Here is a 15,929-nt window from a genome sequence, read left to right as displayed (position 1 = left end):
GTGAGGGTCGCACCCGGGCTGCCGACGAGGACATAGGGGCTTTGGTAAATTGTACGCTCGCCGACTCCCCGACCAGGACTTACTTGGAAGAAGATTAAAACGCTCATCGAACAATCTCAGCTTTACCATATTCAGGAAGGGCTGGTACACCCCCAATTTAGGCAATCGCGACTATGCGGGTCTGCTCATTATAGAACGTCTGCTGGAAAAGCCTTCAAATTCCCTGGGCGCTTCTCTGGTCGATTCTCGGCTCGCAAAATCTTTCAGCGTCTCAGTAGGCAGCTTTAAGGGATTCGGCTTGATGACTTGCTATGCAGAACTGCCCCATAATACATCCAGAAATACGATCCAGGACATGATCCAGGTGGCATTGGTGAATCTGAAAACCATTTCTGATGCAGAACTCAATGCCGCCCGAAACCAGAAGTTGTCCAGCCTGTATTCCGCATTTTACAACCGCTCAAGCATGGCGACTTCATTTGGCGGCGCATTCGCCCACGCCGATGACCCCTTGCTATATCCAAAATTGATACAAGACCTTAAATCCATCCGCCCAGAAGATATTCCGCGCATCATCGATCAATATCTGAAAGATGACAATTCAATCACCCACTCCCTCACAGAGATAGAAAAAAGAGAACCAGCTCCGCGAAAGCCCCGAACCTTTGGATACTATTTAGGTATAGTATTGGCATTGGTCGGTTTTCTAACGCTATCAGGCGGTATTGTCGCGCTACTTGTATGGGGAATAAAAAAATGGCGGAGAAAGGCCAGGATGACTTCCTCCACTTCTCAAAAGGTGACACTCAATGAAGCGATTTTTAACCCCGATACTTAGTTTTGTTCTACTTGGCACCCTATCTGCGTTTGCCGAAATTCCCAACCACCACATCTTTTATCGCATCGACAAACGCGCCCCCCTCACCAAAATTGAGATTGTCTTTCTCGGCGCGGGAACCGGTGTGGACTCCCCTTCGCAGATTGGCCTTGCAGCAACAGTCGAAAAATTGATTTGGGAGACGGCAAAAAAACAGGGGCACATAGATCAACTCGAAGCCCTGGGCATCCGCCTGAATGTCACGACCTACACGGAATACCAGACCATCTCCATTTATGGCTTATCCGAGAACAGTGGCAAAGCAATAGAAATAGTCCGCGACCTGATATATAACCTGGCGTTTTCCGAGTATGACCTGAAATATGTAAAATCACAACTAACTGCCAATTACAAAGATGAGATCAAAAGAGCAACTTATACACTGATGAAAAATCTGGCACTGTCACAAACCCTTGGCATCATGAAAAGACGCTCATTAAAAACGCTAAATGACCTCTCATTAGACGACGTCAGACAATACGCGGATCAACTCCTGAAAACAAACGTGGTATTCTTTAAGGTCATCTCAGACCGCGACTCCACCGCGATTGCGAACGCTCTTCGTCCCCTCACAGAAGAAAGGAAGATGCACGGGCAGGCGGGCGGCTTTGTACATTCATTCAATTTACCATCAACAGATACCAAAGTCGGTCCTACTGCTTTTATTTTTGAAAATTATTCACACTTAAAAAATGTATTCTGTCGCTGGATGATCCCCTGCGGCCACACGGGTGAAGAAAATTATATTCCAAACATGATAACGAACACGCTTGGCCGATCTCCCAATTCCAGATTGCTCTATAAGTATTTCAGAGAAGAATTGAAATTGGTCTATGGAATTTCTTGCCAGTATCTATCCGAAAAAAATGCCCGATATCTCGACATTTATGCCGATCCCCAGCTCGATAATAGCGAAGAATTGATCACAAAAATGGCCGACTTCATCCAAAACCTGCCCGACAACCCTCGCTTTTGGAAAACACTCAAAGAATACCGTGAAACTGACGATATATCTTTTGTCCACGACAGAACACCGCAGCAGAGACTCAACCGCGAAGTAAGCAGAGCCATTTACAAATCACCGCGCCGCAAAGGCGGCTCTGATGCCGTCACCGATGATGAAGTGCGCACCTTTCTCGAAAAATACTTTGTGCCGCAGAATATGATCATGATCTTCCTCGGCCCCAGGGATCACATTATCGAAATACTGAACACCCATTTGCCCGAAGTCGATATTCGCGTTCACAATGTCAAAGAATTGATCGAATAAAAAAAGCCCATCCGCTGAGGCGCAGACGGGCTTTTACATATATCGAATTTCCTTTCGTCACACTTCTCCCGTCTCCAAAAACCCATTCAAATCCTCCAACCCCATCCCCTCAATCCCCAACTCGCGCACGCTGCGCCCTGTCGTCCACCCATCAAAACCCATCACCACAGACGCAATATCCACCAGCCCCCGCATCAACGGCGCATCCACGCCGTATTGCACGCCCACATCGTGCCACGCTGAAAGACCATAGGGAATATCCTCCGTCAGCCATCGGCTCTCAAGCGACCCCGGCGCCTTGAGCTGCGTCAACATCCGGCTGCCATTAATCGCGGCCCACAAATCCCCCTTCGGCCCAAAACCCGCGCGATAAAACGCCTCATCAGCCGCCACCAGATCATACCCCAAAGCCTTTGCAATCGCTCTGCGCTCTGCATCTACAGCCATAATCGTCTTCGCCACAGACGGGGAAACCCCCTCCTCGTAAAAATAGAACTCCCCGTGAGAATACTCAATCCGCCCCGCATTCATCAACACACCTGCGGGATGCACAACCGGATTCATCGCAGACAAACCACACGCCATCACCGTGGGATACGTCTGAATCCCCGGAAAAAAAGGCGACAGACGCTCGCGCACACGCTCTGTCTCCGTCGCCGGCAAAACCCCAAGACCCAACCCGGTCACAGTGCCCCAAATCGTCGCCGTATCCGGCGCAGTCTTCCGACATACATAAGGCGCAGTATCCACCTCGGCAAGCGTCACACCCGCCACACCTCGTTCCCTCAACAGCGTCGCCCATTCCAGCGTACCCAGCGTACCCGGCATCAGCACAACCGTATGCTCGGGTCCCAGATAGGGCGCACACGCCAGCACAAAAGGCTTATGTGCATACGCAGGCACAATCACCAGAATCAGATCCGAGGCATTCAGTGCCGCCTCAATATCCGTGGTCAAAGAATGAACTCTCGCCGCCCCCGTCTCCTCAACACCCACCAGATGAATCACCCCACTATCGCGCACAGGATCGAGCATCTCCCTGAAATCCGGCAATTCGCAAAGCGTAACACCAAACCCCTTCAACGTCAAATTCGCAGCCGCAGCAAACGCCGTATTACCCCCACCCAAAATTGTAATATGCTCAGACATAGTCCTATCTCTCCTCACTCTTCATCGCCCACTGTTGCTTCTTCTCTCTTATCTCCGCATTCAATTCCACCTCGCGCTGCGGCGTCTGATTCGCGCTATCCTGAACCCACTCACCCTCGCGCGACTTCTCTACCGGCTGTCGCTGTGCCACATCTATAATCCCAAACTTGCGATGCGGCTCCTTTTGATACCAGTAAGCCACAGACGCCATCTCATTCGCCAGATGATTCCCGTGCCCGTGCTCAATCGTCACCTTAATCTCCTTTTCAAACCGCACCGGATTGGTCAAATGAAATACATAAGACGTCTGATACCCACCCGTATTCCGCTCGTAAATCGACGACCCATTCATCAAAAACGCATTATCCTGCATCCCCCACGCCTGATTGAGATAATCTTCGCTGCCTGTACCGTGCAACTCCGGCGGCCACTTGTACCCATCCACCCAGATCATATCATCGCCCTCGCCCCACCAGGTCCCCTGAAAATTCGTCACCGACAAATTGCACCCAATATAATGCCCGACCCCTGTCGCCTCCAGAATCGCGTAATTGCCATCCCACGCCTGCCGTTCAACATTGACAATATTCGCCTCTGGCGTATTGACGCGAATCTCATGCCCCCAGCCATCGCAGGGATTCTCTCTGTGAAATTGCGCGTGAAAATACGCCGTATCTTCTCCCCAGGGATCGTCGTACAACTCGTAATCTACATAAAAATATTGTCGATAAGACTCATCGCCCTCATTCGTCACCTCAATGCGCGCAGAAAGATTAAACGGCATAAGCAAATAGCAATTCAGCGCGGCATTGGGCACAAACTGATTCTCGCGCTGTGCATTGGCAGATGCGGAAAAGGGCAGCGACTGAAAAGACGTGGAAATACCGTGCCCCAAACAAAAGAAATCTCCCAACGGCACCTCGACACTCGGGTCGTCTTCACCATCCCAAAACATCTTCAAAACCACATTGCGAAAAGCACCCTCCCCGCTTTGCGTCATCCAGATATGCGTAATACAACCCGGTCCCTTGAGATCGGCCAACACGCACGTCTCGCCGCCCTCAATAATCCATGCATCGCCATTGCGTCCACTGTTATCCCATGACGATGCCCGCAGCGTCCTGGCCTTTTTGGTCTGTGTAAGTGAAGCGAGCAAATGAGCGTCCATCATTCCCCCTTGTTAGTGATTTGTAGTCAGAAGTACTTAAGTTATGGTATGACTCCGTGTACAGCCTACCGCTCCTAATTTTTAATTCTTAATTCCTAATTCCTAATTCTTAATCACGCCCAGAATATTCGGAATTTTACCCACCGCGTCAAAGGGTTTTTTTTAGAAAAAACAATACGCGAAAAAAATCTATTGTTTCCCTGTCGTGCATGCGAAATGCGTTTCCTCCAGTCCCCGCTTTTTTGCTCTAAATCTCGCATATACAGGCAATTGGACGCACGTACAACACAATACTGCTAAAACTACAATTTACGCACATTTGGTATTGACTTTTTTCATAGACCACCATATATTGTGCTTGCAGTTGTTAGTGAAAATTCATCCACTCTCCCCCTTTACCTGTTTTCTGCAGATAAGTTGTTATTTTTTTTCGGGAAGACAAATCCATTATTCGCAGTCTCTCCCCACCTCTGCGATTGGGATTTCCAACCTTATGTTTTCCCGATTTGTTGTCTTGAAACACATCCCCAAGCTCATCTTTTCAACCCTCCCCGTTGCGATCTTTGTGCAGCGGTTATGGGTTTGTTTTTTCTGCCAGAACGCGCGGGAGCTGGCTCTTATTGGTTCTCGGTTGGCATTTGGGAGGCATGCATGGCCGAAATTGTTGACACTTTACTGGAAGCGGTTGATTTTGCGGTTCGCAAACGCGATGGTCGGGTCGTGGATTTTGACCGCGCGCGCATTGAACGCGCGATTGAGGCGGCGTTTAGAGCCGAGTTGGGCTTGTCCAACGATCATTCATTGCCGCCCAAAATTGAAACCGATGTGTCGGAACTCACCGACGCTGTTATTTCTGAAATTGAAGGGGAACTGCACGAGCCGGATGACAGCGTAGATGTCGAACGCATTCAGGACAAAGTCGAAATCCAGCTAATGCGCGCAGGCCACTTTGCGGTCGCGCGACGCTACATCGTCTATCGAGAAGACCACAAAAAAGCCCGCGTACTCAGCGGCAAAGAAGAACCCCAAGACCCCAATGCGCCCAAACTGCGCGTACAAACAGCCGACGGCAAGCGCGAACCCCTCGACGCCAACCGCATTCGCACCGAAGTATTTGCCGTTTGCGATGACGAGGTAGATCCCCAGGCCCTGCTCGACGAGATATATCGTTCCCTCTACGACGACATCAAACCCGACGATATTGAACGCGCCATGATATTGGCAGCGCGCAGCCGCGTGGAAAAAGAACCCGCCTATAGCAAAGTCGCAATGCGGCTGCTGCTCAACGTGATCTATCGCCATGCCCTGGGGTTCAAACCCGCGATAGAAGACAGAGACACAGCCTGTCGGCAGGGATTTGCAAAATTTATTGAAACGGGCATTGAAAACGACCGTTTAGATCCCAAATTGCGCGTATTTGACCTGGAGCGTCTATCTGCGGCATTAAAACCCGAGCGCGATGAAGACTTTGAGTACCTGGGCGTACAAACCATTTTTGATCGCTATTTGCTCCACGTCAACGAGCGCCGCATTGAAACCCCGCAGTTCTTCTGGATGCGCGTGGCAATGGGCCTCGCCTGGGACGAAGACGACAAAGAGGCGCGCGCCATTCAATTTTACGAAGTACTCTCTTCCTTCCGATTTGTCTCTGCCACACCCACCCTCTTCAATGCCGGAACCTTGCATCCGCAGTTGTCCTCGTGTTATCTGTCAACCGCACAAGACGATCTGGAACACATATTCAAAATGGTATCCGACAACGCCAAATTATCCAAATGGGCGGGTGGTCTGGGCAATGACTGGACCAATGTGCGCGCCACAAATTCCTATATCCGCGGCACAAATGGCAGAAGCCAGGGCGTCATTCCATTTTTGAAAGTCGTGAACGACACAGCCGTTGCCGTCAATCAGGGCGGAAAACGCAAGGGCGCGGTATGCTCCTATCTGGAAACCTGGCACCTGGACATTGAGGACTTTCTGGAACTGCGCAAAAACACGGGCGATGACCGCCGCCGCACACACGACATGAACACGGCCAACTGGATCCCCGACCTGTTTATGAAGCGCGTCATGGAAAAGGGATCCTGGACCCTGTTCAGCCCGGATGAAGTCCACGACCTGCACGATTTGTACGGGAAAGCCTTTGAAGAGAAATACACCGCGTATGAACAAAAAGCCGAAGCCGGTGAACTGCAACAACATCGCCAGATCGATGCCGTGCAATTGTGGCGAAAAATGTTATCCATGCTCTTTGAAACCGGGCATCCCTGGATCACATTTAAGGACCCGTCCAACATCCGCTCCCCGCAGGATCACGCGGGCGTTGTCCACAGCTCGAACTTGTGTACTGAAATTCTGTTGAACACGAGCCGCGAAGAAACCGCGGTATGCAACCTCGGCTCTGTAAACCTCGTGGCGCACATCACGCCCACGGGCCTCAACCGCGAGTTGCTGGAAGACACGGTATCGACAGCACTCAGGATGCTGGACAACGTAATAGACATCAATTTTTATCCCACAGAAGAAGCCGCCACATCCAACAAACGCCACCGCCCCGTGGGCCTGGGTGTGATGGGATTTCAGGACGCGCTCTACCTGTTGAATTTGCCCTACGATTCGCAAGGTGCGGTTGACTTTGCCGACATAAGCATGGAAATGATCTCGTACTACGCGATCCTCGCCTCAACGCGCCTATCCGAAGAACGCGGCACATATCACTCCTACATCGGTTCAAAATGGGACCGCGGCATATTGCCCATCGATACCCTGACGGTATTGGGGCAGGAACGCGGGGCCTACCTCGAAGTCGATACATCCGCGCGCCTGGACTGGAATGTCGTGCGCGAGGCAGTCGCCGAACACGGCATGCGAAACAGCAACGTCATGGCCATTGCTCCGACCGCCACCATCTCGAATATCTCGGGCGTGACGCAATCCATCGAGCCGATGTATCGCAACCTGTATGTAAAAGCAAATCTGTCCGGTGATTTCACAGTATTAAATCCCTACATGGTCGATGCCTTAAAAGCGCGCGACCTGTGGGACGACCAGATGGTAGATGATCTGAAGTACTACGACGGCTCAGTCCAGGAAATCGACCGCATACCGCAAGATGTGAAAGACCTCTACAAAACCGCATTTGAAGTGGCACCTGAATGGCTCATCGAATGCGCCAGCCGTCGGCAAAAGTGGATCGACATGGGCCAATCGCTGAACCTGTACATTGCAGCCCCCAGCGGCAAAGCATTAGACGACATGTACAAACTCGCCTGGATACGCGGGCTGAAAACCACGTACTACTTGCGCTCCCTGGCAGCGACCCAGATCGAAAAATCCACCATGGACATCAACAAACGCGGCGTCCAACCCCGGTGGATGCAGTCCAAATCCGCTTCGAGCGATGTGCAAGTACAACGCGAAGACGCACCTGTTGAAACAGACGCGTCCCTCAACGGGCAGGTACACCAACAGGCCCCTGCCACACCAGCACCAACAGCCGAGTCATGCGATATCACAGACGGGACCTGCGAGGCGTGTCAGTAGGGTAGTCAGAGAGATATAGGGATCGCTGCATTAGAAAATGTCTGAATCATGGATGAGGCGGATTAAAAAGCTTAAATCTGCTTCATCCAACTGAGTAAAGTTGAATTTTTTGTGATTATCCAACCGAATAGGGTTGAATTTTTTGTCACTTTAACATATATTGTTACCTATATGGTAACGAAATAGGATGGTACTGTGGACATTACCTTTCGGACCCAGAAACTAAAAAAAACTTTCAATTCTGATAAGAAACTCAAGCAGACATACAATGCCCATATGGCATTGATCATTAAGCTTCGCCTTGCTGTTCTGAAGAATGTCCGGAATCTGACAATGGTGCCCATCACTCCCCCGCTACGGAGACACCAACTCAAGGGCAAACGGAAAGGGCAATATGCGATTGATCTTGTCCCGCCCTACCAGCTAGTTTTTAAGCCCGCCAATGATCCAATCCCGTACAGGCAAGACGGTGGGATTGACACAGACCGGGTAACTGTAATCACGATTCTAGAAGTGGTTGACTACCACTGAAAAGAAGTGAAGGGTATGACTACACATACCAATCAGTACAAACCGGACTACGCAGTTCCCCCGGGATGGGTACTGAAGGACCATCTTGAGACCTGGGGCATCTCACAGGCCGAGTTTGCCCGGCGGTGCGGCCGCTCTCCTAAGCTCATTAGTGAGATAATCTCGGGCATTGCTCCCATTGCCCCCGAGACTGCGCTCCAGTTCGAGAAGGTGCTGAACCTTGCTGCGAGCGTATGGATCGGTATCGAGGCTGACTATCAGCTCCACAAGGCGCAGGAGGCTGAGGCTAAAAAATTAGCGGATTATATTCAATGGTCGAAGAGGTTTCCTATTCGAGAATTGGTGAACCGTGGCGAAATCGGCAGGCCATTATCTGATGTAGATGCCGTATCAAAGCTGTTATTTTTCTTTGGTGTCGCATCGTTGGATTCTTGGGAAGATAAGTACGGAACTGCTAACATCGCATACCGCCACTCTCCGAGTTTCAACAGTGATGAGTCAGCTCTGGCAACATGGCTTAGGCTCGGCGAGATCCAAGCTATGCGTGAAGAATGCGCCGATTACAACCAGTCCAATTTTAAGCACGCACTGAGACAGATACGCCAACTCACGCGAACGCCGATAGCCGAGGCACTGGAGGAGGCCAAAAGACTGTGCAACAATTCAGGCGTAGCACTGGCCATTGTCAAGCCTCTGCCAAAGACAGCACTTAGTGGTGCCGCATGGTGGCTGTCGGCACGCAAGGCCGTGATTCAACTGAGCGTACGCCACCTGATAGACGATCAACTGTGGTTCAGTCTGTTCCACGAGGCCGCACACATTCTGTTTCACAGCAAGAAGGATGTTTACATTAACGTAAATTTAAACAACAAGAAGATCACTAAGTTGGATGGTGAAGCCGATAAGTGGGCGACCGATTTTTTGATATCTCGTCACGACTGGAGAGAGTTCACCAAATCTTTCAAATTTAGTGCTAGCATAATCCAGCAATTTGCCGAAGAACAAGGAATAGCCCCAGGCATAATCGTTGGAAGGCTCCAGCATGAACATCGTATTCCTTGGAAGTCGCATCTGAACAGATTAAAGGTGCGGCTACAATGGACAGATAATACAGATAAAGACTAAATGATAAGTGAACTTGATGTCTTAACAGTGGTCTTAAAAACTGATTAGGACTTAAAAAAAGGGATGACACACTTTACAAACATTATATTTCCCCAAAATAAGCAAAGGGCCGCGTCTTTCGCAGAGACACGGCCCTCTAATCTCAAACCACCTTGCAAGGTTAATTAAAAAATAATAAATACTTAGCCTACTCGCAAGGCAAAAATAAGGAGTTAGCCATGATTGTTAGTTAGACACCTAAGAGCCATCGCTTTCATAAAAACGCATATTCTTGAAGTTTCTGTTCATTTTTCATTTTACCACTTTTCTAATTGAGGAGAAATCATTATGACCTCAAAAATCACTTTGTTTCCTGTTGGCAATGGTGACATGACTCTGATTGGGACAGAGTCTGGACGAAAAATTTTGATCGATATGAATATTCGCGCAGCAGCAGACGATCCTGACGACGAAACTCCTGATGTCGCCAAGATGCTTAGAGAACGTCTCGGACGCGATTCTACGGGCAGACTATATGTGGATGCCTTGCTGATCAGTCATCCCGACCAAGATCACTGCAACGGCCTTTCCAAACACTTCCATCTCGGTCCTCCTGACAAATGGTCCAAAAGCACTGACAAGATATTTATTCGAGAGATATGGTCCTCACCGATGGTGTTTCGACGTGCATCACGAAACCATGTCCTCTGCGACGATGCCAAGGCTTTCAATACCGAAGCACGCCGACGTGTTCAGAAATTCCGTGATAGTGGCGGAGTAGTTTACGACGGCAACCGTATCCTCATCCTCGGTGAAGACGAGAACGGTAAGACTGACGATCTCAATGCGATCCTTGTTCGGGTGGATGAAACCTTCTCATCCATCAATGGCCAATACGATTGGTCAATGACAGCAAGACTACTTGGACCACTCCCCAAGTCGGATGACGACGAAGACATTTTGTTGAAGAACAATTCCAGCACCATTCTACAGTTCTCTTTAGCAGGTGGTGGGACTTCCGATAAATGTCGATTTCTGACCGGTGGAGATGCTGAAGTCGCGATATGGGAAAGGCTCTGGCAACGTCACTATTGGCGGCCAGAATGGTTATCCTACGACATCCTGCTGACACCCCATCATTGCTCGTGGCATAGCTTATCTTACGATAGTTGGAGTGACTTAGGCGAATATGCCAAAGTTTGTAAGGATGCGCGCAACGCTCTTTCACAGGCCCGCGCTGGCGCAAGGATTGTGGCCAGCAGCAACCCGATCAAGAATGATGACAACGATCCTCCGTGTATCCGAGCAAAACGCGAGTATGTGAGTATAGCGAACGGTGATGATGCTTTTAAATGCACTGGCGAGTACCCTTCTGAGAAGTCGCCCGATGTGATGGAATTTGAAATAGGCAGTTATGGACCACGGCTACTGACGGCACTTATGGGAGGAACTGCTGCTCCGGGAATCATAGGCCGGCAACCACTATCTCACGGTTGAGGTTGACAATGGTAGAAGTCAAAATCAGTAAAGCTGTCAGGCGTGCATTGACTTTGATGGAGGGCCATCCGGCTATTTGTCATGTGGCAATTTCATCTTTTGATAAAGCCACGAGGACAACCAGCGTCAATGCGACGTTTGATGTTAGTTTACCGAATGCTTGGAGGCCCTCCGGGGAAAGTCCTTCAGGTGTCAGGCTCAAAGAAGGGGTGCGTTTCGGTTTCCCGAAAGACTTTCCTTTCAGCCCTCCAAGCATATCATTACGCCGGGATTTCAATCGCAATCTGCCTCACATGCAGCCGTATTTGCTTTCCGGGCGACCTGTTCCCTGTATCTACGATGGTGATATTACTGAACTTCTTCACCAAGAAGGATTGGTCAGTATTCTGAATCAGGTTTCTGTTTGGCTCAATCGTGCTGCCATGCTTACCCTTATGGATCCAGAACAAGGGTGGGAACCCGTCCGGCGCGATACGTTTGAGTCATATATTGTCGCTGACGCTGACAAACTCCGTGGATTGGTAAATCGCAGAGGTGGGCACAGATTCTTTGAGTTTGAATATTTGAGGAATATCTCTAATGGCTATAAAGGCTTTGTTCATGGAAGGATTTCTTCCTCGGTGCCCAAAGTAAATCATAATGAAGTGCCGAAGATATTTAGGGAGGAATCATTAGATCAGCAACTCTGCTGTAACAAATCGCTGGCGTTGATTGTCTGGCCGGGTAAGCTCTCGTCAGGTAAGTTGATTGTCACCGACTCTTATTTCCCTGAAACAGTGAATAACGTTGATAAACTTAAACGACGTGCTAAACTGTACGGTTGCCTCAGCGAACTTGAAAATGGCCTCAAATGGCTAAAGCGGTGTCTGTCGCGATATGAAAAAGCCGGTCCATTCACCATAGCAATTGTACTCATGGCACGCCGTCCGTTCAAAGTAATTGGAAGTCAAAGCCCTATTGAGCTATGTCCGTATGTCGTGGACATTCATACCCCTGATTTATTCTTAGAAGACGGGGAAACATCAGTACGACCATCCATGCAGATCCACACAGTAAGCCGGTCCCTCCTCGCTCAATTGTCAGGCGATGCTGCACAATCGGAACGACCGCGCTGGACACTTGTCGGTGCAGGCAGTCTGGGATCAAAGTTAGCACTTCATCTTGCGCGAGCCGGATATGCACCTGAAACCGTACTGGACAACTCGCCAATGTTACCGCACAACGCGGCGCGGCATGCACTTATTCCTACGACAGGCAGTATGCAGCTTCTGGGGATGGATGCTAAGGCCAGAAGGCTGTGTGATGCACTGAGCGGATTGGATCAGAAAGCAACACCGATTATGGCAAATGTTATCGACCTATTGAAATCCAAAACTAAGGTGCGACGTGTCTGTTCAAAGGATTCATGGGCGATTGTAAACGCAACAGCATCTTTGGCCGTCCGTCAAGCTCTTGTATCAACCCAATCGCTAACCACGCGGGTTATTGAGACTTCCTTGTTTGCAGGTGGCATTGTCGGAATAATTACGACCGAGGGACCAGACCGAAATCCAAACACCGCCGATTTGATAGCTGAATGCTACGGAATCCTGCAAGAAGATCCAGACTTAGCGCATATCGTATTCAGAAGTGATGACGCGATGTCACGCCAAAGCATTGGTCAAGGTTGCGGCTCTCTGACGATGACTATGTCGGATGGCCGCTTGTCACTATTTGCTGCTGGAATGTCTGAATACTTACTGGCAAAGCAGCGCGGCGGATTGCCTAATACCGGTGGTGAGATTCTTATAGGTCAGTTGTCCGCAGATGGAATTGGTCTGGAATGGTGTGTTCACCAGATTTCGCCAGTGACAGTCGTGAATACAATAAATGGGGGAAAATGGCGCGTTCATATTCATCCGCGAGCAGTGGCGAAGATTGAGCAAGAAAGAATACGCCACCCGAAGGTCGAGACAGGTGGTGTGCTTATGGGCCGATTTTCGGAAGCATCCCAAATTGTTAATGTTGTAGATGTTTTGGACGCGCCAGAGGATAGCACACGATCAGCTACTGAATTTGTTCTTGGTACCAAAGGATTAAGTAGCCAGATGAGGACCTACTCAGAGTCAGTCGGGGGGTCACTCTACTGTCTCGGCACTTGGCACAGCCATCTTTCCGTAAGTGGCCCATCCTCGACAGACCGGGCAACCGCAAAGGCTATTGACCTATCACGCCTTTGCCCATCGATTCTCTTGATAAGTACTCCTGTAGGTTTTCAAGCACTGTTGGTTGACGAGGTAGATAAATGAGTAATATCAGTGGGCTAATTTGTGATCCGTATGACCGAAAAACTCGGCTTAGTCCTGCGCTTTTAGCTCTACTTCCTTTTATTTTTTTATGTATCTCTCTGTTTCCTGAAATTCAATCGACATGGTCCACTATATGGGGATTGGTGGTCTATTGCGGTAGCATAATGCTGCTGGTCCATGTTGGCCGAAATCGAGGGAAAGCATTGGAACTCTCGCTCTTTCAAGAATGGGGAGGTAAACCTTCGGTAGCTATGCTACGACATTGCGACACGCGTCTTGCCCAAGCCGAGAAAAATCGGTACCGCGCCTTCTTGGAGCGGAAGGTTCCGAAGTTAAAGTTAGCATCCCCAGAGGAGGAAGAAAAAAGCCTTGCTCAAGCTGATGATGGGTATGAAAGTGCTACGACTTGGTTGTTGACCCAGACAAGGGATCCCAAACGTTTCAGACTGATTTTTCAGGAGAACATCAATTACGGGTTTCACCGAAATATAAGGGGCCTTAAGCCCATAGCGATTATCTTGGATATTATCGTCATCACAATCTTATTGATTTGGTGCATTTCTCTCTGGACGGGTGACGTTCTATCTACCCTGAATTCTATCGGTATATACGGACAGATCACTGGGATACTTGTCATTCCTCACTTGCTCCTTTTTTTATTTCTAATCAAGCGAGACTGGATACGTGTACCAGCTGAGGCTTATGCTCGACAATTGCTTGCTGCATGCGATCATTTGGATAAGTCTCAATCAGATCGGTAATAGAACGAAATAAACAACATCAAAGGAAAATGATAACTCAGCTACATGTCCAATCTGGGACACAAATCAACAATATCCCAGCGCTCCCAATATACCTTTTTAATAAATTCAGAACCCACAGGGCGCATCTGTCCGACCATGTAAGGGGTAGATTACTATGGGCAAGAGACACATAGCTCCGATGAAAAGACCTCTTGATTGGTACGGCTATACTGAGAAGGAATCAAACTTTCGGGCTTCTTTAATTCATAGGAGGAATAAATATGGCTTGTAGAGTTGGAATCACCACGAATCCCATCGGCCGCAGACGGTATTGGGAATCCAGATATCGCAGTCTTAGAAACTGGCGGATTGTTGGTCGATATAGTACTAAGACAGCGGCGCAACGAAGGGAAACCCAAATTGCACGCATTCGGAGATGTGTCGCGGCTCCCGGAGGAAGAGGGCCACAACGCGCCACATGGTACGTGTATATGTTTGAGTACTACGGAAGATAACTTTGCGTATATAGATGGCGGCTTTAACAAAGAGACCGGATTACTCACAAGGGTAGTCCGGCCTTTCCTATGAATCTAACATGCGCTCAAATTCATCAAGATTGGACACCTGGACCGCCGCGCGGTGCAACTGTTTGAGGCGTTGTAAATCTTCAATGGCCGAAATGCGAGCAGATAGGGGATGTGTCTCACTCATGCCAATTTGGCGCAGAAATCCCCTTGCACTTCTCAATGAGATGCGCTATGTTTAGGTTATACATAAAATTTTAGGAATAAAAAATTCGAAACACGCTCCGGTGCATGTCAATCGCGTTTGATTTAGGAAAACCCATGACTATTCCAACAATTGAAAGCCGTGTTGCCAGCTTGGAAACCGTCCAAACGCAAATTAATGAGCGATTGAACAACCTTGAACAGGGCCAACGGGAATTATCTACCCGTATGGAAAACCGATTGATCAGCCTGGACAATCGAATTAACAGCAATTTCAAATGGATTGTCGCATTGTTGATCTCTGGAATGCTTGCCAACGTCGGCACCGCTATCACAATCATTCTGGCACTTTCCAAACCTTAAGGGCATAGACAATAGCATATTGGAGTTTTTATTTTTTATATTTAGATGGCGACTTTAAGCCAAGAGGCCGGATTGCTCACAAGGGTAGTCCGGCCTTTCCTATGAATCTAACATGCGCTTTGCCTATATGTTTGCCGCGTTGGTTTTTGTGTAACATCAGTTACATGGGCATTTTGAGGTTGATATATAGAGGATTACTTACTATACTACGTAAGTTTTTACTACAAGATTTTGTAATTTTTTTAAGTGGACAACAAAATATTGTGTTGCATGTAGAGAATTACATCAATATCTTAAAGCGGCAGGGGGTATCGCTTTAAGATCATCCCCTCTCCCTAAAACATCCCCCACCTGGCGCATAGTCATTGACCTGGTAGTCATGGATATAGTGAACGAGTCCCCCTCGTCATGCTTGTCCTTGATTTGTATGACATACCTATCTTGCAGAATGCGACCCACAACAAAAGCATCGCCTGTATTCCCCCTAAAGCAGTATATATGTCTTTAGAATTAGCATCTATGGATCTCCCCGCTGAACAAAGGAACAGAGTAAAGGAGTTGTGATATGGCTAAGCTCATATTTGAAGACGAAGACGTTGAAAGTCATGCAAATATGGACTACAAGGCTACCTTCCAAAACAGTGGTCACACGCAGCAAAACGGTACTT

At 48.8% G+C, this 15,929-nt stretch carries 10 protein-coding genes; 8 read left to right on the top strand and 2 right to left on the bottom strand.

All coding sequences use genetic code 11. The features are described 5' to 3' along the window. The first annotated feature begins 49 nt into the window (after positions 1-49). Together OXG87_11850 and OXG87_11845 are read left to right on the top strand one after the other, a co-directional pair. The gene (locus OXG87_11850; protein MCY3870243.1) at positions 50-838 is read left to right on the top strand and encodes an insulinase family protein; all 789 of its coding nucleotides are present in this window, start codon (positions 50-52) and stop codon (positions 836-838) included. Then, a complete protein-coding gene (locus OXG87_11845; GenBank protein ID MCY3870242.1) occupies positions 810-2,147 on the top strand; it encodes an insulinase family protein in 1,338 nt (445 codons plus the stop codon). Before OXG87_11850 ends, OXG87_11845 begins: the two co-directional genes overlap by 29 nt. Before the next feature lie 57 nt (positions 2,148-2,204). Here the strand turns inward: OXG87_11845 and OXG87_11840 are convergent, their stop codons facing one another. Next, positions 2,205-3,296 (bottom strand): NAD/NADP octopine/nopaline dehydrogenase family protein, encoded by a 1,092-nt coding sequence (locus tag OXG87_11840; GenBank protein MCY3870241.1) that lies wholly within the window; start codon positions 3,294-3,296, stop codon positions 2,205-2,207. Positions 3,297-3,300: 4 nt separating this feature from the next. After that, positions 3,301-4,464, bottom strand: a complete 1,164-nt coding sequence (locus OXG87_11835; GenBank protein MCY3870240.1) for a DUF2961 domain-containing protein — start codon at positions 4,462-4,464, stop codon at positions 3,301-3,303. Between the two features lie 651 nt (positions 4,465-5,115). Here OXG87_11835 and OXG87_11830 point away from each other — a divergent pair. The 6 genes from OXG87_11830 (at position 5,116) to OXG87_11805 (ending at position 15,261) form a co-directional block, all read left to right on the top strand. Beyond that, positions 5,116-8,007 (top strand): ribonucleoside-diphosphate reductase subunit alpha, encoded by a 2,892-nt coding sequence (locus OXG87_11830; GenBank protein MCY3870239.1) that lies wholly within the window; start codon positions 5,116-5,118, stop codon positions 8,005-8,007. A gap of 546 nt (positions 8,008-8,553) precedes the next feature. After that, positions 8,554-9,663, top strand: a complete 1,110-nt coding sequence (locus OXG87_11825; protein MCY3870238.1) for an ImmA/IrrE family metallo-endopeptidase — start codon at positions 8,554-8,556, stop codon at positions 9,661-9,663. 327 nt (positions 9,664-9,990) lie between these two features. Then, the gene (locus OXG87_11820; GenBank protein MCY3870237.1) at positions 9,991-11,139 is read left to right on the top strand and encodes a metallohydrolase; all 1,149 of its coding nucleotides are present in this window, start codon (positions 9,991-9,993) and stop codon (positions 11,137-11,139) included. Positions 11,140-11,147: 8 nt separating this feature from the next. Next, a complete protein-coding gene (locus OXG87_11815) occupies positions 11,148-13,427 on the top strand; it encodes a Mov34/MPN/PAD-1 family protein (GenBank protein MCY3870236.1) in 2,280 nt (759 codons plus the stop codon). Continuing rightward, positions 13,424-14,188 (top strand): hypothetical protein, encoded by a 765-nt coding sequence (locus OXG87_11810; protein MCY3870235.1) that lies wholly within the window; start codon positions 13,424-13,426, stop codon positions 14,186-14,188. The genes OXG87_11815 and OXG87_11810 overlap by 4 nt, the downstream gene beginning before the upstream one ends. 827 nt (positions 14,189-15,015) lie before the next feature. Next, positions 15,016-15,261 (top strand): hypothetical protein, encoded by a 246-nt coding sequence (locus OXG87_11805; GenBank protein MCY3870234.1) that lies wholly within the window; start codon positions 15,016-15,018, stop codon positions 15,259-15,261. Positions 15,262-15,929 lie beyond the last annotated feature (668 nt).

Source organism: Gemmatimonadota bacterium, from assembly GCA_026706845.1.
GTDB lineage: Bacteria > Latescibacterota > UBA2968 > UBA2968 > UBA2968 > VXRD01.
The sequence above is the reverse complement of the archived record's forward strand: the minus strand, read 5'-3'. Positions and strand labels throughout refer to the sequence as shown.